General features: G+C 65.8%; 24 protein-coding genes and 1 riboswitch. Of the genes, 12 read left to right on the top strand and 12 right to left on the bottom strand.

Annotation, left to right across the window (positions count from 1 at the left end; genetic code table 11):
- The 4 genes from ACTHNR_RS22330 to ybgC form a co-directional block, all read right to left on the bottom strand.
- Positions 1-258, bottom strand: a 258-nt coding sequence (locus ACTHNR_RS22330; RefSeq protein ID WP_440550248.1) for a cell envelope integrity protein TolA, incomplete at its 3' end; no start/stop codon positions are given.
- A complete protein-coding gene (gene tolR, locus ACTHNR_RS22325) occupies positions 255-704 on the bottom strand; it encodes a protein TolR (RefSeq protein WP_440535536.1) in 450 nt (149 codons plus the stop codon). The genes tolR and ACTHNR_RS22330, both read right to left, overlap by 4 nt.
- Before the next feature lie 10 nt (positions 705-714).
- Positions 715-1,392: a protein TolQ gene (gene tolQ / locus ACTHNR_RS22320; protein ID WP_440535537.1), complete on the bottom strand. Its 678-nt coding sequence runs from the start codon at positions 1,390-1,392 to the stop codon at positions 715-717.
- 155 nt (positions 1,393-1,547) lie between these two features.
- Positions 1,548-2,018, bottom strand: coding sequence for a tol-pal system-associated acyl-CoA thioesterase (gene ybgC / locus ACTHNR_RS22315; RefSeq protein ID WP_440550245.1), 471 nt, complete (start codon positions 2,016-2,018; stop codon positions 1,548-1,550).
- A gap of 111 nt (positions 2,019-2,129) precedes the next feature.
- Positions 2,130-2,229: riboswitch (ZMP/ZTP riboswitch) on the top strand.
- Between the two features lie 158 nt (positions 2,230-2,387).
- On the opposite strand from ybgC, the gene glyA reads away from it, so the two are divergent.
- From glyA to ACTHNR_RS22280, 7 genes are all read left to right on the top strand, one after another.
- A complete protein-coding gene (gene glyA / locus ACTHNR_RS22310; RefSeq protein WP_440550242.1) occupies positions 2,388-3,635 on the top strand; it encodes a serine hydroxymethyltransferase in 1,248 nt (415 codons plus the stop codon).
- Between the two features lie 6 nt (positions 3,636-3,641).
- Entirely contained in the window at positions 3,642-4,121 is a 480-nt protein-coding gene (gene nrdR / locus ACTHNR_RS22305) for a transcriptional regulator NrdR (RefSeq protein WP_440550240.1), read from the top strand.
- Positions 4,122-4,327: 206 nt separating this feature from the next.
- Positions 4,328-4,915 carry a pilus assembly FimT family protein gene (locus ACTHNR_RS22300; protein WP_440550237.1) on the top strand — a complete coding sequence of 196 codons (588 nt, stop codon included), beginning with the start codon at positions 4,328-4,330 and terminating at the stop codon, positions 4,913-4,915.
- A complete protein-coding gene (locus tag ACTHNR_RS22295) occupies positions 4,912-5,352 on the top strand; it encodes a type IV pilus modification PilV family protein (RefSeq protein ID WP_440550235.1) in 441 nt (146 codons plus the stop codon). The genes ACTHNR_RS22300 and ACTHNR_RS22295 overlap by 4 nt, the downstream gene beginning before the upstream one ends.
- Positions 5,349-6,233, top strand: a complete 885-nt coding sequence (locus ACTHNR_RS22290) for a PilW family protein (protein WP_440550232.1) — start codon at positions 5,349-5,351, stop codon at positions 6,231-6,233. The genes ACTHNR_RS22295 and ACTHNR_RS22290 overlap by 4 nt, the downstream gene beginning before the upstream one ends.
- Before the next feature lie 50 nt (positions 6,234-6,283).
- Positions 6,284-6,760 (top strand): pilus assembly PilX family protein, encoded by a 477-nt coding sequence (locus ACTHNR_RS22285; RefSeq protein ID WP_440550229.1) that lies wholly within the window; start codon positions 6,284-6,286, stop codon positions 6,758-6,760.
- Positions 6,757-7,236: a type IV pilin protein gene (locus tag ACTHNR_RS22280; RefSeq protein WP_440550226.1), complete on the top strand. Its 480-nt coding sequence runs from the start codon at positions 6,757-6,759 to the stop codon at positions 7,234-7,236. Before ACTHNR_RS22285 ends, ACTHNR_RS22280 begins: the two co-directional genes overlap by 4 nt.
- Positions 7,237-7,316: 80 nt before the next feature.
- Here the strand turns inward: ACTHNR_RS22280 and ACTHNR_RS22275 are convergent, their stop codons facing one another.
- The 4 genes from ACTHNR_RS22275 to ACTHNR_RS22260 form a co-directional block, all read right to left on the bottom strand.
- A complete protein-coding gene (locus ACTHNR_RS22275) occupies positions 7,317-7,712 on the bottom strand; it encodes a DUF3318 domain-containing protein (protein WP_440550222.1) in 396 nt (131 codons plus the stop codon).
- Positions 7,713-7,869: 157 nt separating this feature from the next.
- Positions 7,870-8,256, bottom strand: coding sequence for a phage holin family protein (locus ACTHNR_RS22270; protein ID WP_440550219.1), 387 nt, complete (start codon positions 8,254-8,256; stop codon positions 7,870-7,872).
- A 144-nt stretch (positions 8,257-8,400) separates the two neighbouring features.
- Positions 8,401-8,703 (bottom strand): DUF883 family protein, encoded by a 303-nt coding sequence (locus ACTHNR_RS22265; protein WP_440550216.1) that lies wholly within the window; start codon positions 8,701-8,703, stop codon positions 8,401-8,403.
- 322 nt (positions 8,704-9,025) lie between these two features.
- Positions 9,026-10,216 carry an acyl-CoA dehydrogenase gene (locus ACTHNR_RS22260; protein ID WP_440550213.1) on the bottom strand — a complete coding sequence of 397 codons (1,191 nt, stop codon included), beginning with the start codon at positions 10,214-10,216 and terminating at the stop codon, positions 9,026-9,028.
- A gap of 98 nt (positions 10,217-10,314) precedes the next feature.
- Between ACTHNR_RS22260 and ACTHNR_RS22255 the strand changes: the two genes are divergently transcribed.
- Complete coding sequence (locus ACTHNR_RS22255; protein WP_440550210.1) at positions 10,315-11,175, top strand: IclR family transcriptional regulator; 861 nt, start codon at positions 10,315-10,317, stop codon at positions 11,173-11,175.
- Between the two features lie 20 nt (positions 11,176-11,195).
- On the opposite strand, the gene ACTHNR_RS22250 is transcribed toward ACTHNR_RS22255, so the two are convergent.
- Complete coding sequence (locus ACTHNR_RS22250; protein ID WP_440550259.1) at positions 11,196-12,011, bottom strand: EAL domain-containing protein; 816 nt, start codon at positions 12,009-12,011, stop codon at positions 11,196-11,198.
- Between the two features lie 341 nt (positions 12,012-12,352).
- On the opposite strand from ACTHNR_RS22250, the gene hmgA reads away from it, so the two are divergent.
- A complete protein-coding gene (hmgA, locus tag ACTHNR_RS22245; protein WP_440550208.1) occupies positions 12,353-13,693 on the top strand; it encodes a homogentisate 1,2-dioxygenase in 1,341 nt (446 codons plus the stop codon).
- Complete coding sequence (fahA, locus tag ACTHNR_RS22240; protein WP_440550205.1) at positions 13,690-15,036, top strand: fumarylacetoacetase; 1,347 nt, start codon at positions 13,690-13,692, stop codon at positions 15,034-15,036. The genes hmgA and fahA overlap by 4 nt, the downstream gene beginning before the upstream one ends.
- Before the next feature lie 66 nt (positions 15,037-15,102).
- On the opposite strand, the gene ACTHNR_RS22235 is transcribed toward fahA, so the two are convergent.
- Positions 15,103-15,921 carry a crotonase/enoyl-CoA hydratase family protein gene (locus ACTHNR_RS22235; RefSeq protein WP_440550202.1) on the bottom strand — a complete coding sequence of 273 codons (819 nt, stop codon included), beginning with the start codon at positions 15,919-15,921 and terminating at the stop codon, positions 15,103-15,105.
- A gap of 170 nt (positions 15,922-16,091) precedes the next feature.
- Between ACTHNR_RS22235 and ACTHNR_RS22230 the strand changes: the two genes are divergently transcribed.
- Together ACTHNR_RS22230 and ACTHNR_RS22225 are read left to right on the top strand one after the other, a co-directional pair.
- The gene (locus ACTHNR_RS22230) at positions 16,092-16,652 is read left to right on the top strand and encodes a plasmid fertility inhibition factor family protein (RefSeq protein ID WP_440550199.1); all 561 of its coding nucleotides are present in this window, start codon (positions 16,092-16,094) and stop codon (positions 16,650-16,652) included.
- Positions 16,653-16,814: 162 nt separating this feature from the next.
- A complete protein-coding gene (locus ACTHNR_RS22225; protein WP_440550197.1) occupies positions 16,815-18,035 on the top strand; it encodes a pyridoxal-phosphate-dependent aminotransferase family protein in 1,221 nt (406 codons plus the stop codon).
- Between the two features lie 58 nt (positions 18,036-18,093).
- On the opposite strand, the gene ACTHNR_RS22220 is transcribed toward ACTHNR_RS22225, so the two are convergent.
- Positions 18,094-18,735 (bottom strand): hypothetical protein, encoded by a 642-nt coding sequence (locus tag ACTHNR_RS22220; protein WP_440550194.1) that lies wholly within the window; start codon positions 18,733-18,735, stop codon positions 18,094-18,096.
- Positions 18,736-18,805: 70 nt separating this feature from the next.
- Positions 18,806-20,200: a selenium-binding family protein gene (locus ACTHNR_RS22215; protein ID WP_440550191.1), complete on the bottom strand. Its 1,395-nt coding sequence runs from the start codon at positions 20,198-20,200 to the stop codon at positions 18,806-18,808.
- Between the last annotated feature and the right edge of the window lie 111 nt (positions 20,201-20,311).

Here is a 20,311-nt window from a genome sequence, read left to right as displayed (position 1 = left end):
GGCCTGCTCCTGAGCGACGGGCGGCGCCGGCTGTACGCGCACGGGCGGGGCCGGGGGAGGAGGAGGCTGCGTCGGCGCCGGTGTCACGTTGGTCCAAAGCTCGGCTTCGGCGCCGGCCGGCGTGCTGTTCTGCCAATGAATGCCGTGATAGAGGAACAGCCCGAGCAGCACGTGCATCACGAGCGCGAGCGCGAATGCGCGCCAGGTGCCGCGCTCGCGAGGCGGTTGCAGCGGATAGACGGACTTCTTGGGGTTCATTGCGATTTGACGAGCAGGCCCACGCGCTTCACGCCGCGCGCCTTCAAGTCGGACATCACGTTCATGACCGCATCGTACTGCACGGTCTTGTCGGCGGCGATCACGACCGGTTGATCCGGATGCGACACTTCACGCTCCGTCACGAAGCTCGCCAGGTCGGCGCGCGTCATTTGCTGCTCTTCGGAGCTGCCGGAATCGTCCTTGTAACGAACCGTCATCTTCCCGTCGGCGCGAATGTTGACCACGACAGGCGGCGTTTGCTGTTGGGGTGCGGCGCCGCCGACCGTGGGCAGATTCACGATCGAAGGCGCGACGAGCGGCGCCGTCACCATGAAGATGACGAGCAGCACCAGCATCACGTCGATGTACGGCACGACGTTGATGTCGGCCATCGCGCGGCGCGAGCGGCCGCCGCGCATGCTGGATCGGTTGGTGGAACCGGCCATCGCGTACTCCTTAATGCGCCTGGCGCTGCAAGATGTTCGAGAACTCTTCGATGAACGTTTCGAAGCGGATCGCGAGGCGATCGATGTCGTGCGCGTAGCGGTTGTAGGCGACCACGGCGGGAATCGCCGCGAACAGGCCGATGGCCGTGGCCGTCAGGGCCTCGGCGATGCCGGGCGCGACGTTGGCAAGGGTAGCCTGTTGAACGTTTGCCAGGCCGCGGAACGCGTTCATGATCCCCCACACCGTGCCGAACAGACCGATATAAGGACTCACGGAGCCCACCGACGCGAGGAAGGCGAGGTTGGCCTCGAGCACGTCCATTTCGCGCTGGAAGGCGGCGCGCATGGCGCGGCGCGCACCGTCGAGAATCGCGCCCGGATCGTTGATCCGGCGTTCTTTGCCTTTCAAGAATTCACGCATGCCCGACTCGAAAATCCGTTCGAGCCCGCCGATCGTGTGGCGATTGTTGGCGGCGCTTTGGTAGAGCGCCTGCAAATCGCCGCCCGACCAGAAATCGCGCTCGAATTGCTCAGTTTGCGCCCGCGCGCGCCGGATGGCAAACCACTTGCGGAAGATGAACGTCCACGACATCAGCGACAACAGGAGCAGCAGCCCCATCACCGCTTGCGCGAGCACGCTCGCGTTGAGGACGAGAGTTACGATCGACAAATCTTGTGCGTTGTTCATAAAAAAGTATGCTTTTGCGTCAGCACTGCGAGGGTGGCTGCAAGCTGCGCAAAGGGTATTAGTCGGCCGCTTGAAAGCCTTGTCGCATCAAGGCGGAACCCCGCTTGGTATCGACCGGCACGATACTAGTTCATTGACGTAGTCCTCAACGGAAATTAGGCGTTTGCCGTTGACACGCCCTCACGAAATGAATGCGGATCGCGGCGCAGCCCGTCGCATACCGCGCCTGGCAGGGCAGTAGGCTTGAGCGTGGCGAGTTCGACGCAGCCGACGCGAATCGTGCCGGCCGCGAGCAGGGTATCGCCGCGCCATGCTTCCTGGACGAACTCGACGCTTGCCTTGCCCAGACGTTCGATGCGGCTCGAGATCGTCAACCTATCGTCGAGCCGCGCCGGCGTGCGGTATTGCACGGCCGTTTCGCTGACGACAAAGACGATGCGGTTTTCTTCTGCCAGCTTGCGCTGGTCGACGCCGCATGCCCGAAGCCATTCGGTGCGTGCCCGCTCGAAGAACTTGAGATAGTTCGCGAAAAAGACGATGCCGCCCGCATCGGTATCTTCGTAGTAGACGCGGATCGGCCAATCGAAGCTGAATTGCGCGCCGCGATGGCTGGTTGGCTGGTTCATGGCCCGGCATTTTACCGGATGTGGCGGCTGGTCTCGAAATTGCATGCGGCCCGGGCTAGGCGCGCGCCCACCTAATTGCCTATTGGATGCGCTTCACATACACTATCGCGCTCATCCCTGCGTGACTGGCGATAAAACCCTTCGGGGTCAAGGTGGAGCAGCCCACCGTGAAGCGCAGGGTGCCGTTTTGCCGTTCGCCTGGGCAGCCGAGTGTTGGTGCGCCGTCGTTTGCGTCGCCCGCGGTTGTCTCGCCCGCGTAACGGTTCATCCGCCACGCCCGGGCTGGCCTTCCGCCAGCCGCGCAAGCGTACGTCCGGTACGTATCCCGCGCACGATTCGGCCAACCTGACCACCCTTAACGGAACGCGTATGTTTGACAGAGCCCAAAGCACCATTGCCAACGTCGATCCTGAGATCTGGAACGCCATCCAGCAGGAAAACCGCCGCCAGGAAGAGCACATCGAGCTCATCGCCTCGGAAAACTACACGAGCCCGGCCGTGATGGCGGCGCAAGGCTCGCAATTGACGAACAAATACGCCGAGGGCTATCCCGGCAAGCGCTATTACGGCGGCTGCGAATACGTCGACGTGGTCGAGCAGCTCGCGATCGACCGCGTGAAGGCGCTGTTCGGCGCCGAGGCCGCGAACGTTCAGCCCAATTCCGGCTCGCAAGCGAACCAGGGCGTGTTCTTCGCCATGCTCAAGCCGGGCGACACCATCATGGGCATGAGCCTCGCCGAAGGCGGCCACTTGACCCACGGCTCGCCCGTGAACATGTCGGGCAAGTGGTTCAACGTCGTGAGCTACGGTTTGAACGAAGCCGAGGACATCGACTACGAAGCGGCCGAAAAGCTCGCGCAAGAACACAAGCCGAAGCTGATCGTGGCAGGCGCCTCGGCGTTCGCGCTGAAGATCGATTTCGAGCGTCTGGCCAAGATCGCCAAGTCGGTCGGCGCCTACCTGATGGTCGACATGGCGCACTACGCGGGGCTGATCGCGGCCGGCGTCTATCCGAACCCGGTGCCGCACGCCGATTTCGTCACCACGACGACGCACAAGAGCCTGCGCGGCCCGCGCGGCGGCGTGATCCTGATGAAGGCCGAGTACGAGAAGCCGATCAATTCGGCGATCTTCCCGGGCATTCAAGGCGGCCCGCTGATGCACGTGATCGCCGGCAAGGCCGTTGCGTTCAAGGAAGCGGCTTCGCCCGAGTTCAAGGCCTATCAGCAGCAGGTCGTGGAAAACGCCCGCGTGCTGGCCGAAACGCTCGTCAAGCGCGGCTTGCGAATCGTGTCGGGCCGCACCGAAAGCCACGTGATGCTCGTCGACCTGCGGGCGAAGAAAATCACGGGCAAGGCCGCTGAAGCGGTGCTGGGCGCGGCGCACATCACGGTGAACAAGAACGCGATTCCGAACGATCCGGAAAAGCCGTTCGTCACGAGCGGCATTCGTCTGGGCTCGCCGGCGATGACCACGCGCGGTTTCGGCACGAAGGAAGCCGAGCAAGTGGGCAACTTGATTGCCGACGTGCTCGACAACCCGGAAGACGCCGCGACGATCGAGCGTGTGCGTGCTCAAGTGGCCGAACTGACGAAGCGCTTCCCCGTCTATCGCTGATCGGCCATGCGCTGCCCCTTCTGCCGGCACGAAGATACGCAAGTCGTCGACTCGCGCGTATCGGAGGACGGCGCCGCGATTCGGCGGCGTCGTCGCTGCCCGGCCTGCGACAAGCGTTTCACGACGTACGAGCGGGTCGAGCTGACGCTGCCGGCAGTGGTCAAGAAGGACGGCTCGCGCAGCGAGTTCGACCGCCGCAAGATCGCCGCGAGCATGCGGCTCGCGCTGCGCAAACGCCCGGTGTCGGCCGAGGCGATCGACGCGGCGGTGGCGCGCATCGAGTATCAGCTCCTTGGCAGCGGCGAACGCGAAGTGCGCAGCGACCGGCTGGGCGAGCTCGTCATGAACGAATTGCTCCAGCTCGATAAAATCGCCTACGTGCGTTTTGCATCGGTGTACCGGCGCTTCGAAGACGTGTCCGATTTCGAGGACGTGATCGAGGAGTTTCGCCGGCCGAAGGCCGACAAGTCCCCACGCAAGCGCTAACGCTAACGCGCTTCGACGTTCTCTCTTTTCCCTTTTCCGTTTCCCTTCTCGTTTCTCGTTTCACCGCTCTTTCCCTCGTTGCAATCGATGTGACGCGCCATTGTCGAGCGTCGATGCGCGTGGGCGCCACTAGGCCGATCGGGCGATGGTGGCCGGCTCGTTTCCCCGATAGATTGGCGCTCTGTCGATGCGGGGAGGTGCGATACATGCGTGAGGGTTTGGCGTTCCGGTGCGAAGGGCCGGCAGGACGCGCAGGGTGCCGCGGGTTTTCGCTCGTCGAGATGCTCGTCGTCACGGTGCTCGTGGCGTCGAGCCTGCTCGCCGCGGCGCCGCTGCTGTCCGAGTGGCATGCGCGCGATCGCGTGGATGCCGCCGCCAGGGCGTTGCTCGCGGGTTTGACGCTGGCGCGCGGCGAGACGATTGCGCGTGGCGCGCGCCTCGTCGTATGTCCAGCGGACGACTTTGGGCGCTGCATACCGAAAGGACATTCGTGTGCGGCGGGGCGCTTCGACTGGGCCTGCGGGTGGGCGGTCGTCGTCGGCCACGAGCGGCGCGGGCAATTACTGCGACGCTATCATCGTCATTCGGGCGTCTCGATCGAGGCGGCGTCGACGGGCGTCGTGTTCACACCCCCAGCGGGTCAGGTTATCGGGGGCTTTCGCAAGTTCGAACTGGCGGCGATAGGCGTCTTGGCGCGTGGGCGAGGCGATGCGTTGCGCCGCTGCGTCCGCGTCGCGGCGGGCGGCAGAGCGAGGCTCGACCGTGGCGGCTGCGACGGGCGGGCCGACGCATGACATTCGTTTGCTCCTATGAGAAGGGACATGCGGGCGCTTCGTTGCTCGAGGTGCTGATCGCGCTTTCGCTGTTGGCCACGTCGATTCTCGGTGCTGCCGCGGCCCAGCTATCGGCGTTGCGCCACGCGCAGGAACAAGTGCATCGCGAGCACGCATCGTGGATCGCCGCGTCGATCGCCGAAGCGATGCAGCTGCCCGAAAGCTCGTCGAACGCACTGGCACATCAACGAGCGCGTGCGCAGACGCTTCTGCCCGATGCGCGAGTATCCGTCGACGATGAAGCGGCCGGTATGGGGGCGGTCGTCGTGCAGTGGGCGAAGGGCAAGCGTGCGTCGCGTTCTTCATGGACGCGGGGCTTCGACGCTTGCTCCGTCGCACAGGGCATTGAACTGCATGCACATTGCGTCGCGCTGCCTTTCGCGGGCCACGGACAATGAAGCCCGATGCCATAGTCCTTCGGGTGCTGCGCAGGCAGGCGGGGCACACGCTGCTCGAGTGGCTGATCGCCGCGGCGCTCGCGCTCGTCGTGCTCGGCGGCGCGTCGACGCTCTATCGTTCGCAGCGTGACGCATTCTCGCGATCGGCCGACGCGGCGCGAATGCGCGAGGCAGGTGCCGCCGCGCTGACGCTTCTCGGGCAGCATATTCAAATGGCGGGGTATGCGCCGGTCGACCAGCCTGCGCTGCGCGCACGCGTCACGCCGGGGCTTTTTGGATGCGACTCCGCCAGGCCCGCGCTCGGGCGCGCAGACGACGAGCCCGCGTGTCTGTTGGGCCCCTCCGACGTCTTGGGCTTCGCCGGCTCCTTGCGTCCATCGAATTCATTCGGTTCGTCCGGTTCGTCCGATTCCGACTCGATCGTCGTGCGCTACATCGATGACGGCGTGGCCACATGGCGAAGCGCGTCGGGCGAGCCCACCGATTGTCTCGGGCAAGGGGTGCCGCGGCATGGCGAGCACGCCGTCGTCGTCAACCGCTTTTACGCCGCTCGTCCGTCGCGGCGCGAGGAGCCCGAACTGTACTGCGCAGGCAATGGACGCGCGATGACGCCGCAACCGCTCGTGGAAGGCGTGGAGCGCATGACGCTTCGTTATTGGCTGCGCGGCGCGGCGGAGCCGGTCGGCGCCCGGGCCATTGCACGGTCGCGATGGGGCGACGTCGTGGCCGTCGATCTATGTGTCGTCGTGCGCGGGCGCGGCATTCGAGGTCGCAAGGCTTGGATCGATTGTGAGGGTCGGCACACGGTCAGTGCGGACGGGCGCGAGCGCTTGTCGTTGACTCGTCACTTGGTACTGCGCAATCAGGGGCCGGTGAACTGATGGCCCGCGAAGCACGACGAGCGCCGCGGGCGCGTCGCCGCGATCGCGGTATGGCGCTGCCGAGTGTGCTCATGCTCGCTTCGATGATGCTGGCCACGTCGGCCGCTTGGCTCGAGGCCTCGATCGCGCAGACCCGGCTTTCGGCCGGCGTGCATGAACACCTGCGCGCCACGCAGGCCGCGGATGGTGCGCTCGCGCTTTGCGTTCAGGCGCTGCGCGCGGGTGTCGCTCCGGTCCTGTCGGCCCCGTTCGACTCGCCGCCGCCGTGGACGAAGGTCGAAACGTTCGATGGCCCGGCAGCCTACGAGCCCGTGCCGTCATGGCCGGGCTCGGCCAGCGCACCGCGGTGCGTGATCGAGGCGCTGCATGGCGAAGGCCGCGCGGACGCGGGCGGTTATAGAATCACCGCGCGCGGCTTCGGCGCGACGCGATCGACGCAAGCTTGGCTGCAGCTCTCGCTATGGCAGGAGGGCGGTCGCGAGCGAAGGGCATGGCGACGGGTCGTCACGTTAGGCGCAGTCGAATGACCCTCCGGGAGATGCGGCATGGACGTGCCGCCGGTCTCGAGCGTGGGGCGACGGGCTTTTCGATGCTCGAACTCGTCATCGTGCTGGCCATGGCGGCGGTGATCGCCGCCTATGCGGTACCTGCTTACGTAAGCTATCTGGCGCGTGGCTATCGGATCGACGCGGTGATCGCGCTGCATCGCGCCGCGCAACACGTCGTCGCGAATCCGCCCGTTTCAGGCTTTGCGTCGGCGCTGCCGCCCGGCTTGGACCGCGCACCGGAACAAGGCCGCGCGGTCTACCGATTGGAACTGCTGCCCGGGACCGAGGCCAACGGCGGATATGAACTTCGAGCGATACCGGTCGACGGCGGCCCGATGCAGGGCGACCCATGCGGAACATTCGCGCTCGACGGCTTCGGCGCCCGCTCGAACCGCGGGCAAGCGGGCGCACATGGCGCGGCTATGGATCCCTGTTGGGCGGGCAAGTCGCCGTAAAGCGTCCGGGCCGAGCGCGTAGCGAGCGCAACCGCGGCGCCGCCAATAGGAGCGGGGGAGATGGCCGGTAGGCGAGGGGTTTACTCCTCGTCGCTGGTTTCGTCCTGCGCGTGTTCACGCTGTTTGCGGGAGTATTGGCTCCAAGCGCGCAGCCCCGCCCAAGCAGCGGCGCCGAGCGCCCCCCACTTCAGCAGCGGCTTCGCGCCCGCGGCTACCGTGGCCCGCAAGGGTTTGGTCAAGACGAGCGAGGCGAGCGAACTGACGAGCGGGTGACTGAAGACCCATTCGGTGATCGATCCGTCGGCCCCGCGTCCTGCGCCCTTGCCGCGCGAACGGCCCAGCCCGAACCCCGGCACGAGCAGCTTGAGCCAGCTTAGGTTCGCGAACTTTCGGTGCAGGTCGGCACGCGCCTGCACGAACTCGGCGCGCTCCACTTCCGCGCGCAGCAGCAGCAACTCCTTGCGGACCGCGCGCATCTGCGGGGTGCTCGGATCGCGCACCGGGGACTGTCTGCGGTGCGTCGAGTTTGGCGAGGTGGTTTGGCTCATGGGGGCGAAAGGTGGGTCGTCCAAAAGGCCGTGGATCGGGGCGGCATCGTTGCGCAAGCCGTGGCCGACGATTCACGGAGCACGGTCAAGGTTCGCGAAACATGTCGCGGTCCTTTTCGAACTCGTGCAGCGTGGCTTCGAAGACGATCGGCGCGGCATGCAAGCCGCTGCGCGCGCGCAGCGCACAGATTAGGGCGCCGAGGCCGTAGAAGGCCGTGATGGCAGCCAATACCTGCCATCGGTAGCTGTCCCAGAACGCGACGGCAATGAGTGCGGTGAGGCTGATCAGCGCCATCATCGCGAACATCACGGCCACCAGCCCGAGGAAGATGACCGCGATGATGCGCTCGCGCTCCTCGGCAAGCTCGATGCCGATCAGTTCGAGACGCGAGTGGAGCAAGGCGAAGACCGACGCGATCATGCGGCGCAACGGTCCGTGGCCGGCATGCGGCGAGTGGGTATCGTTTGGCATGGGATGGCGAGTAAGCGTGCAATGAGACAGCCGGCCGGGCAGGCGTCGAGGGCAGCGCCCGCAGCGCATGCCGCTCGCCGCCGGCCCTACCCGGCGAAAGCCCGCGATGAGATCGGCCGCGGGCCGCCCTGCGCGCGAGCGCGCTTACTTGCGGTTGATCAGCAAGCCGACGAGCACGCCGACGCCGGCCGCGATGCCGATGGCCGTCCAAGGGTGCTCATGGACGTAGTCGTCGGTGGCGCGCGCAGCCTTCTTGCCTTTCTCGACGACGACGACTTGCACATCCGCCGCTTTTTCCTTCGCTTGCTTCAGGCGGCCGAGCGCCGTTTCGCGCAGCTCGGAGGCGCGCTCGCCCGTCGCGCTCGCGGCTTGTTTCAGCAGATCTTCGGCGTCCGCGAGGACGGTTCTGATATCGGACATCAATCTCTCCTTGTTGACTTCTGACATGAGTGCCCCCTTTGTCACTTCCACGCATCGTATCAAAGATAGGTCGAATGGCGGCGCACCGCGGTATGGTTCGGGCGCTGCACGAAACATTCCCGACCATAGGGCAATAGCATGCGCGCGGGGCTGCGCAAGATGATGACGTGGGTCAAACGGCGCGAGCGCGGTTCACGCAGGGCTCGAGCGAACAAGGAGAACGCGGGAAGGGAGCGAGGAGGAAGCGAGGAGGAAGCGAGGATGCAGCCGGGCAAAATACGACGCGTCGATGCGAAATTACAACGAACGCGCCGCCCGCTGCGGGCGGGGCGTTCGTGACGAACTCTCGTCAGAAGAATGCTTGAATGCCGGTTTGAGCGCGGCCGAGGATGAGCGCGTGGATGTCGTGCGTGCCCTCGTACGTGTTCACGACTTCGAGATTGACGAGGTGGCGCGCGACGCCGAACTCGTCGGAGATCCCATTGCCCCCCAGCATGTCGCGCGCGAGCCGGGCGATGTCGAGCGCCTTGCCGCACGAGTTGCGCTTCATGATCGACGTGATTTCCGTCGCCGCCGTGCCTTCGTCCTTCATGCGGCCCAGACGCAGCACGCCCTGCAGGCCGAGCGTAATTTCCGTCTGCATGTCGGCCAGCTTTTTTTGGATCAGTTGGTTCGCCGCGAGCGGCCGGCCGAATTGCTTGCGGTCGAGCACGTATTGGCGCGCCGTGTGCCAGCACGATTCAGCCGCGCCGAGCGCGCCCCAGGCGATGCCGTAGCGGGCCGAGTTCAAACAGGTGAACGGACCGCGCAAGCCGCCCACGTTCGGCAGCATGTTTTCCTCAGGGACGAACACTTCGTCGAGGACGATCTCGCCCGTGATCGATGCGCGCAGGCCCACCTTGCCGTGGATCGCGGGCGCGGAAAGACCCTTCCAGCCTTTTTCGAGGATGAAGCCGCGGATCGTGTCCGCGCCGTCTTCCGCGAGCTTCGCCCAGACGACGAAGACGTCGGCGATGGGCGAATTCGTGATCCACATCTTCGCGCCCGACAGCGAGTAGCCGCCGTCGACCTTGCGCGCCCGCGTCGCCATGCTGCCCGGATCGGAGCCGTGGTTGGGCTCGGTCAGGCCGAAGCAGCCGATCCATTCGCCGGTCGCCAGCTTGGGCAGGTATTTCGCCTTTTGTGCGTCGGAGCCGAATTCGAAGATCGGCACCATGACGAGGGACGACTGCACGGACATCATCGACCGGTAGCCCGAATCCACACGCTCGACTTCGCGCGCGATCAGCCCGTAGCTGACGTAGTTGAGCCCCGGGCCGCCGTACGTGTCGGGAATCGTCGGGCCGAGCAGGCCCAGCTCGCCCATTTCACGGAAGATCTCGATATCGGTGCGCTCGTGGCGGAACGCCTCGGTGACGCGCGGCAGCAGCTTGTCCTGCGCGTAGGCGTGCGCGGCGTCGCGCACCATCCGTTCGTCTTCGGTCAACTGCTGATCGAGCAGCAGCGGATCGTCCCATTGAAAGCGGGCGGCGTCGGCCATCGTGATCTCCTTTCGATGCTTGACTCAAGCTTGACTTAAGTTCCGCTATGCGGAACACTGTTTTGCAATTCAACTCGCATCGAGTTTAGCACCCGCCGATGGTTACATCCACTGCCGTTTCTTCCGCCGGCACGTCCTCCGACGACGCGCTGCTGCCCGAGGGCGTCGACGAGCGCAAGTTCGTCGTCGCGCTCGCCCGCGGGCTGGAGCTGCTGCGCGCGTTTCGTCCGGGCGATACGCTGCTCGGCAACCGCGACTTCGTCGCGCGCACAGGTCTGCCGAAGGCGACCGTCAACCGGCTCGCCTACACGCTGACCGTTCTCGGGTACTTGCGATTCGACGAGGCGCTCGGCAGGTACGCGCTCGATGCGGGCGTGCTTTCGCTCGGCTTCGGCCTGTTGGCCGGCACGGATACGCTCGAGCTTGCGCGGCCGCACATGCGCGCGCTCGCGCGCGAGGTGGGCGCGGCGGTTTCGCTAGGCTGCAGGGACGGGCTCGACATGATCTACCTGGAGACGATTCGCAGCGAGACGGCGCTGACGCTCGGGCTCGCCTCGGGTTCCCGGTTGTCGATGCTGACGAGTTCGATGGGGCGGGCCTACCTGGCCGTTTTGGGCGAAGCCGAACGAGAGGCCGTCATCGCGGAACTCCTGCAAGCGGCGAGCAAGGGGCGCGGAGGCATTGCGATGCCGGCGAGGGGGGCGGAGGAAACGAGGCGGGCGTTGGCCGCCGCGCGCCGCGAAATCGCCGCGTTCGCCGACGAAGGCTGCTGCTTCTCGTTTCGTGATTGGCACGGGGATGTCAATGCCGTGGCCGTGCCGTTTCGCGACCCGCGCGACGGCCGATGGCTCGTGCTCAGCTGCAGCGGGCCGGCTTCATCGATGGGGGAAGCGGTGTTTCGCGAGCGCATCGCACCGCGGCTGCGCGCGCTGGCGCGCCGGCTAGGACAATCGCGTTAATTCGAGCGTTGGTTCAACGGTCAATTCACGCGTGAGCAGGCTTTGGGCTCGAACAGCGGGCCTTGAACGAAGCGCGCGCCGAACTGCTGCAGCGAATCGAACTGCGCCTCGTTGGAGACGCGATCGAAGATGAGCGGGATGCCGATCCGGTTGGCGTAGCTGATCAGCGGCTTGGCCATGGCGTCGCGCAGCACGGCGCCGCCGTCGATCTTGATGAAATCGAGCCGCGCCATATCCGATACGGACAGAATGTGTCCGGCATTGGGCAGATTGCCCGCCACCTTGAACCCGTAGCGCTGATAGCTGTTCACGAGATAGCCGAGAAACGTGCGATGCGCGACGGCCGCACTCGGCAATTCGATGATCACGCGGGCCGGGCTCAAGCCGAACCCGAGCAGCACCGACGAAAAATGCTGTCCGTGATCGTACTTGACGCTTTTGAGCAGCCGCTCGTGGACGCGTAGAAACAGCATGCCGTGACGCTGCGCACCGAAGAAATTGATCGCATGCAGCGTGCGCGCGAGCCGATCGAGCGTGACGAGTTCGGGATCGTCGGTCACCGTCTCGAACGGGTCGAAGAGCGCCCCGTCCGCGCGTTCGGTCAGGGCCTGGAAGCCCAGCTCGTCGCCGAAACGATCCGCCCGCTCGGGTGAGGACCACAGCGTTTGAATCCCGTTCATGCTGACGTCGAAGATCGGCTGGTACGCGCTTTCCAGCCGTACGCCGCGAAAACGCGCGTAAGCGTAACCCTCGCGCTCATCGAGCGACACGTGCTCGCGCAGGGAAGGGTTGTCGGCGGCTCGCGCAACGAGCGCGGGTATGGTGGGCGGGATCATCGGGAAGAAAAAGGCACGCAGCGACGATATTAGCAGGCTGCGCGTCGTCGGCATCAGCCAAATACTTATATCGACATACACGCGCGTTCTTCCATCGGGGTTTACGTTGATTTAACAATGCGAAATCCGTTTTACTATTCGTAAATTGCGATGGCTCGCGAGCCACATCGGCGATTTGGCGGTGCTGCGCGAGGCGATGGCGCTCGTTCGGCAGGTTCGTCATCGTGCCGGCCGGCGACACGCCGGCCGCGGCGTACGGTCGCCGGCCGCCGTCTGATGCGCGGGGCGCGCGAGACGCGGCCCCGCCTCACCGTTTTATCGTTTCATCGGAGAACACAATCATGCAGGACGTCTCTCGCCGCGATGCATCGCCCGGCTATCTGTCGGGCTTCGCGAACGAATTCGCCACCGAGGCGTTGCCCGGCGCGCTGCCCATCGGCCGCAATTCGCCGCAGCGTGCGCCTTACGGCCTCTACGCGGAACAACTGTCGGGCACGGCCTTTACGGCGCCGCGCGCGCATAACCGCCGTACCTGGCTTTATCGCATCCGGCCGGCGGCTGTTCATCGGCCGTTCGAGCCCTTCCAGCCGCGCGCCGGCGCGGCCCAGCCCCGGCTCGTGGCCAACTTTGCCGAAACGCCGCCCACGCCGCCCAATCAGTTGCGCTGGGACCCGCTGCCGATGCCGGAGGCGCCGACCGATTTCGTCGAAGGCCTCGTTACGATGGCGGGCACCGGGTCGGCCGAAGCGATGTCGGGCTGCGCGATTCACTTGTATGCGGCGAACCGGTCGATGCAAGACCGCTTCTTCTACGACAGCGACGGCGAACTGCTCATCGTGCCGCAAGAAGGGCGGTTGCGGATCGCGACGGAGATGGGCGTGCTCGATCTCGCGCCATTCGAAATCGCGGTCGTGCCGCGCGGCGTTCGCTTCGCAGTGACGCTCGTCGACGGCCGCGCGCGCGGCTACGTGTGCGAGAATTTCGGCGCGCTGCTGCGCCTGCCCGACCTGGGCCCGATCGGCTCGAACGGTCTCGCCAATCCGCGCGATTTCCAGACGCCGTGCGCGGCCTACGAAGACCGCGAAGGCGCGTTCGAACTCGTGACCAAGCTCAACGGCCGGCTCTGGCGCGCCGACATCGGCCATTCGCCGTTCGACGTCGTCGCATGGCACGGCAACTACGCGCCGTACAAATACGACCTGCGCCGCTTCAACACGATCGGCACGATCAGCTACGACCATCCGGACCCGTCGATTTTCCTCGTGCTGCAGGCGCAAAGCGATACGCCGGGCGTCGATACGATCGATTTCGTCATCTTCCCGCCGCGCTGGCTGACCGCCGAGGATACGTTCCGCCCGCCCTGGTTCCATCGCAACGTCGCGAGCGAGTTCATGGGGCTCGTCCATGGCGTCTACGACGCGAAGGCGGAAGGTTTCCTGCCCGGCGGCGCCAGCCTGCACAACTGCATGTCGGGACACGGGCCCGACGCCGATACGTTCGAGAAGGCTTCGGCGAGCGACACGTCGAAGCCGCAAAAGGTGAGCGACACGCTCGCGTTCATGTTCGAAACGCGCACGCTGCTCAAGCCCACGCAATTCGCGCTCGACAGCGCGCAGCTTCAAGCCGACTACTTCGAGTGCTGGCAAGGGCTGAAGAAGCATTTCAACCCGGAGCAACGATGACCACGGCAAGCCATCTCTCGGCTCAATCGACGCAACCGGCTCAACTCGCGGCCACGCGAGATCCGGCCAAACGTAGCTGGCTCGCGGCGGCCAACGACGCGGCCTGCGATTTTCCGATCCAAAATCTGCCGTTCGGCATCTTCAGCGATCCGCTCAACGACGCGCCCCGCGCCGGGGTGGCGATCGGCGACGCGATCGTCGATCTGGCCGCGCTGCAAGCGGCGGGGCTATTGTCGGTCGCCGGCGACGCGGACGTCTTCTCACGCCCCGCATTGAATGCGTTCATCGCGCTCGGCCGCGATGAATGGCGCAGCGTGCGCGTGCAGTTGAGCGCGCTGCTCGACGCCGAGTGCCCCACGCTGCGCGAGCACGCGGCGCTGCGCGCGCGCGTGCTCGTGCCGATGCGCGACGCGACCATGCATCTGCCTGTCGACATTCCGGGCTACACCGATTTTTATTCGTCGAAGGAGCATGCGACGAACGTCGGTTCGATGTTCCGCGACCCGAAGAACGCGTTGCTGCCGAACTGGTCCGAGATGCCGATCGGCTACAACGGCCGCGCGTCGTCCGTGGTCGTCACCGGCACCCCCGTGCGCCGGCCGATGGGGCAGTTGAAATTGCCCGACGCGGAGCGGCCGATATACGGCGCCTGTCGCAAGCTCGACATCGAACTCGAGACGGGTTTCATCATCGGGCGCGGCAATGCGCTCGGTGAACCGGTTGCCTGCGACGAAGCGGAAGACCATATCTTCGGCATGGTGCTGCTTAACGATTGGAGCGCGCGCGATATCCAGCAATGGGAATACGTGCCGCTTGGCCCGTTCAACGCGAAGACGTTCGCGACGACGATCTCGGCGTGGGTCGTGACGCTCGACGCGCTCGAACCGTTCCGGGTCTCGCAGCCCGAGCAATCGCCCGAGCCGCTCGCCTACTTGCGGCACGAGGGACGGCACGCATTCGATATTTCGCTCGAAGTGACGTTAAGGCCCGAGGGCGTCGATAAGCCGACTACGATCTGCCGCACCAATTTCAAGTACATGTACTGGACGATGGCGCAGCAGCTCGCGCACCACACGGTATCGGGCTGCAATACGCGTGTGGGCGATTTGATGGGTTCGGGCACGATCAGCGGGCCGACGCCCGATTCGTTCGGCTCGCTGCTCGAACTCACCTGGAACGGCGCGCGGCCCCTCTCGATCGAGGGCGGCGGCACGCGCACGTTCATCGTCGACGGCGACGAACTCGCGCTGGCGGGCTGGTGCCAAGGCGCGGGTTACCGTGTCGGGTTCGGCGCGTGCGTCGGCAAGATCCTGCCTGCTAGTGCGGGTAAAGGCGGGGCGTAAAAGCGGCGCGTAAAGGCGGCTTAAAGGCGGCGAGCGATCAGGCGCCACGCGGGCGGCCGGTGCGCGCTATGAATCGTCTGCGTCTGGGCCGGCGATCGTGTCTCCGTGCCGGCCCGCGCCTGCGGCGAACCGGGCCGCGCCCGCAAGGCCTTCGTCGAACAGGGCCCGGTAACCGCCGGCGCCTTCTCTGCGCAGCGCCTCGGCCAAGTCGGTCTGCATGCCGTTTTCGATCGCGGAGCGGCGGTCGGCAAGCAGCGCGGCCTGCGGGAAGGCGGCCAGCTGGGCGGCCAACGCTTCGGCCGCTTCGCGTGCCGCGCCTTTGGGCACGACCCGGTTGGCGAGTCCGATTGCAAGCGCTTCCTGTGCGTCGACCGGCCGCCCCGTCAAAATCAAATCGAGCGCACGAGAGAGCCCGATCAATCTCGGCAGCCTGATCGTGCCGCCATCGATCAGCGGCACGCCGACTCGCCGGCAAAATACGCCGAGCACGGCATCTTCCTCCACGACGCGCATATCGCAAAAGGCCGCGAGTTCGAGGCCGCCGGCGACGGCATGGCCCGCAATCGCGGCGACGACCGGCTTCGAGAGCATCATGCGCGTCGGCCCCATCGGACCCGGGCCGCTGCCGTCAGCCCGCACGGCGTTGCGGCGCCGCTCGTCGCTCATCGCCGTCAAATCGGCGCCCGCGCAAAACGTGCCGCCCTCTCCGAACAGCACGCCCGCGCGCCAGCCGGGTTCGGCTTCGAAGCGCTCGAAGGCGGCCGCGAGCGCGGCGGCGGTCGGGCCGTCGACGGCGTTCCTGCATTGCGGCCGATCGAGCACGATTGTTGCAACGTTATCCTCGCGCGTCTCGATCCGAACGTGCGGGCCGAAGGTTTCAGACATCGCGGCTCCCTCTTTCCGGGACGGGTTCGGGCAACGAGTCAGACGAAAGTACTCCGTTTGTCACGGACCTGTCATGATCGGACGATAGCCTTGCCGGCTTTCTCGACGAAACGTCTGTCGAGGGCCGGCGCGTACCGCGCCAGGCGCGTTTCAACAATCATACGTTCGTCATGCCTACATCCGCATTCACTGATGCGGTTTCTCTCGCACCCACGGCCGGACCCGGGCCGCTCTGGCTGGTCCCGCTCGCCCATCATCCGCATTACGACCACGTGCGGATGAAACGCGTTTTCGAAGACGACCAAAGCCGGCACCGTGTGGTGATCGTCGATGCGCGCAAGCTGCTCGCGTGCGCGGACCGCGACGACACCGACTACGTGCTGCCGCCGGTGGGCAACTGGCACAGCGGCAAGGTGAAGGGCATCCGTGAATTCCTCGATCCGAGCAACGACCGCATTCCGGCCATGCCGTATGTGACGATCGCCACGCGCCGCGCGCCCGGCTTGCTGGGCTGGCTCGGGCTGCAGCGCGAAGGCGTGGTCGGGTTCCGCAACGGGCAGCACCGCGCGCGATATCTGCTGCATGCGGGCGCGGCCGCGTTCCCCGTCGAGGTTCATGAACGGGAGGCCGACCTGCTGATCGCGTTCTGCGGCTATACGGCGCCTGCGGCGGCAGCATCCGACCCGACGCTCGGCAGCGCGGCATCCACGGCCACGCCGGATCCGCTGTAATTCGCCCGGCACCGCGCCGACCGCCGGTAGAAAATACTTGCGGATGCGCGCAAATGGGGCAATGATCGAGATTCCCGTCGCCGCAGTGCACCATTTTCTCGCGCCGAACCGTGCGCGGCGGGGCTGCTTTTTTCGAATCCACAATCGCCGACGCCCCAGCCCATGTCCAGCACAGAGTCCTCCTCCATCCCTTGCCCCGACGTCGTGTCGCTCGACGCGATCCTTCCCGAAGAACCGTTGCTGATGATGGGCGCCGGCCCCGTGCCGATCCCGGCCGCCGTCGCCAAGGCGAACGCCATCGTCATCAATCACCTCGGGGCGACGATGTCGAAGGTGATCGGGCAGGTGAAGGACATGGCGCGTTATGTGTTTCAAACGCGCTCGAAATGGGTGCTCGGCGTGGCGGGCCCCGGTTCCGCCGCGATGGAAATGGCGATTTCCAATCTGGCTTGGCGCGGCACGCGCGTCTTGTCGATCAAGAACGGCTTTTTCAGCGCGCGGATGGCCGAGATGGCCAAGCGCTGCGGCGCGCACGTCGCGATGCTCGAGGTGCCCGACGGCGCCGTCGCGAGTCTGGCCGAGGTGGCCGACGCCCTCGCGCGCGAGAGGCCCGAGATCGTGACCATCGTGCAAGGCGAGACGTCGAACACCGTGTGGAACCACGAACTGAAGGCGATCGCGGCGCTGGCGAAGGCGGCCGGCGCGCTCGTCGTCGTGGACGCCGTCTGCACGCTGAGCACGATGCCGCTCGAAATGGACGCGTGGGGCATCGACGCCGTGATCACGGGTGGGCAAAAGGGGCTCTCGTCGATTCCAGGCGTGTCGTTGATCGCATTTTCCGACGCCGCGTGGCAGCGCCTGAAGTCGCGCGAGCAGGCGGGCGCGCACTGGTGCCTGGACGCCTCGCTCGCCGAGAACTTTTGGCACAACGCCGGCTATCACTACACGGCCCCCGTCTCGGGCGTGCTCGCGCTGCACGAGGCGCTGCGGCTCGTCTGCGCCGAGACGCTCGAAAAGCGCTTCGCGCGCCACCTCAAGTGTTCGCTTGCGCTGCAGGCCGGCGTGTCGGCGATGGGTCTTTCGCTGTTCGCGCCGGAGCCATGCCGTCTGAACTCGGTCGTCGGCATTTCGACGCCCGCGGGGTTGAGTCCCGCAGACGTTTGCGGTCACGTCTCCCGTCATCATCAAGTGGAAATCTCCGGCTCCTTCGGGTTGCCGATCGTGCGGATCGGGCAGATGGGCGAGCAGTGCCGCGAGCACAACCTGTTTCGCACGCTGCATGCGCTTGGGCGCACGATGCTCGAACTCGGCGCACGCGTGGATCTGCCGGCCGGCGTCGCGGCGCTCGAGCAATCGTTATCGGAAAACGCGCGCGGGCGTTAGGCACGCAAAGGCGCGCGAAGGCGCACGAAGGCGCGGCGGCAGGCGCTGCGTCCCGTCGTCAGGCCAGTGCCAGCAGGGCCACGCCCGTTACCGCGAGCGCGCCGGACCACAGCCAATCGAAATTGATCCAGCCGCGCCGCAGCATGCCGAGCCCCAGGTATTCGTAGGCGGCAAAGGCGATGGCCGCGCTCGTCGCGGTCGCCACGACCGTGTGGACGAGCGTGACGAGCGCGGCGGGCGCGAGCGCGCCGGACGCCCCGGCGGCGGTCGCGGCGCCGCAGATCGGCATCAGCGCGGGTACCAGCATGAGCCCCGCGCCGTGCACCGTGGCCGTGGCCGCCGACCACAGCGCAAGACCGGCGAATCCGGCCGTCATGCCCACGCGCACCCGATGCCGATGCCCATAGAGCAGGTGATAGGCCGCCCATCCGAGCAACACGAGCCCCGCGATGAGCCGCAACGCGGCCGCATGGACCGCCAGCCCGAGCACGAGCGCCGACGAAGTCACCGCGAAGATCGAGGCGGCATGCCCGAGCGCGAGCGGCGGCAACGCCGCGGCCAATGCGGTGCGGCTGCCGCGCTGCAATCCGAGCGCCGTCGCGAACAGCCAGCCCATCGCCGGATTGACGCCATGGAAGATGCCGCTGCCGAGCACGGCCAGCCAGCCGGCCGTCGCGCCGGCATCGGAAGCGAACATCATCGTCGCCACCTCGTCATCGCCCGGCTCGCCGCCGAACCCGTGCGCTCGAGTGCGACGATCTCGATCCCACTCACGGATAGCAGTAGGAATCGGACGAGGCGTCGCCGCCTTCGAGCCGGATTTGATGCGGGCGGTGTGTCTTGGGCCACTCCAAGAAGAACTCGCGGTCGAGCGCCAGGCCGCTGCCTTCCGGCGCGTCGACCTTGACCATCCAGCCTTCGATGCCGTCCGGATAGAACTGTTCGTCGATGGCGCCGTACAGCGAGTTCGTGAAATAGACGCGGCGACCGTCGCGGCTCACTTCGACCATCTGCGGCCCGCCGTTCAATGCCCGGTTGCCCGCGCCCGGATGGCTCGCCCGATCGACGATGCCGCCGATCCTGACCGATCCGACGAGTTCCGGGCGATGCGGATCGGAAACATCGTAGCGGCGCAGCTCGCCCGTGCCCCAGCAGGCCACGTACAGGTAGCGATCGTCGAGCGACAGCGCGATGTCGGTCACGAGCGGCGGAACGGCGTTGAAGCGTTTGAGCATGGGCGGCAGCCGAGCCGGATCGGCGGGCTCGGCCGGAATTTCGATGACCTTGCGTGCGGCCCAGCGATCGCCGTCGCGATACCACGTCCAGATCGATGCGGACAGATCCTTCAAACTGATGACCGAATTGACGAAGCCATACGCCTTGGTGGGATCGTGCGCCGGGCGCAATTCGAACACGAGCTGATTTTCCTCGCCGAAATCGATCGTTTGCTTGTGCTTGCGCGTGTTCAAGTCCCAGAAGTGCAGCCGATGGCCGTACTTGCCGCCGAGCAGCACCTCGGGCACGAGACCGTTTTCGAACGTGGCCGGTAGGCCCCATTCGCTCGAGACGAGCGTGTCGAAGCCCAGATGCCACCAGGCATCGTAGGCGAGCTGCTGCGGGCCGCGGTCGATCTCCCATTGGCCGCGAATGTCGAACGTGTCGTGATCCATGAGGAATATGCCGCCGGGCGCGTCGCCTTCCGCGTTGGCGAGCGAGACGACGAAGATGCCTTGCGGGCCGCAGTGAACCGTGTGCGGGCGCGTATAGCCCGATTTGCGCGCGACTTCGTCGGGCTCCAGCACGCGCACCATGCGTGGCCGGCGCGGATCGGGCTTCGTATCGAGCACGTGAATGCGGGAGCTACGCAGGCCGGGCACGATCAAATAGCGTCGTTCGGAATGCGCATGGGGTGCGTTGGGACACAAATGGGAACTGCAGGCGTTCCAGCCGAAATGATGCAATTCATCGCCCGTATTGGGCATGGCGATGCGTTCTACGATTTTTCCGTAATCGGCCGAACCCGGGTCGATATCGATGACGGCCAGTTCGTCGGGAATGCGCCGCGTCGGATCGAAGCTCGCGACATACGCCAGCGTTTCTTTCGGTGCCGTGGCGGCAAGGCGCGCGGAAGGGTAAAAAGTCGGATCGGGTTTCCAAGACGACATGAGCCTCTTCCTCTTTTTATAGGGTGAGGCGGGTATCGTAAGAGCCGCGAGAACGAAAAATCAAGAAACAAAAAGGAATAAGAATAAAAGCATGGCGGTGAGGAATATTTT

The sequence above is a fragment of the Trinickia sp. genome, from assembly GCF_051954495.1.
Classification (GTDB): domain Bacteria; phylum Pseudomonadota; class Gammaproteobacteria; order Burkholderiales; family Burkholderiaceae; genus Trinickia.
This window is presented reverse-complemented; position numbering and strand designations above follow the sequence as displayed.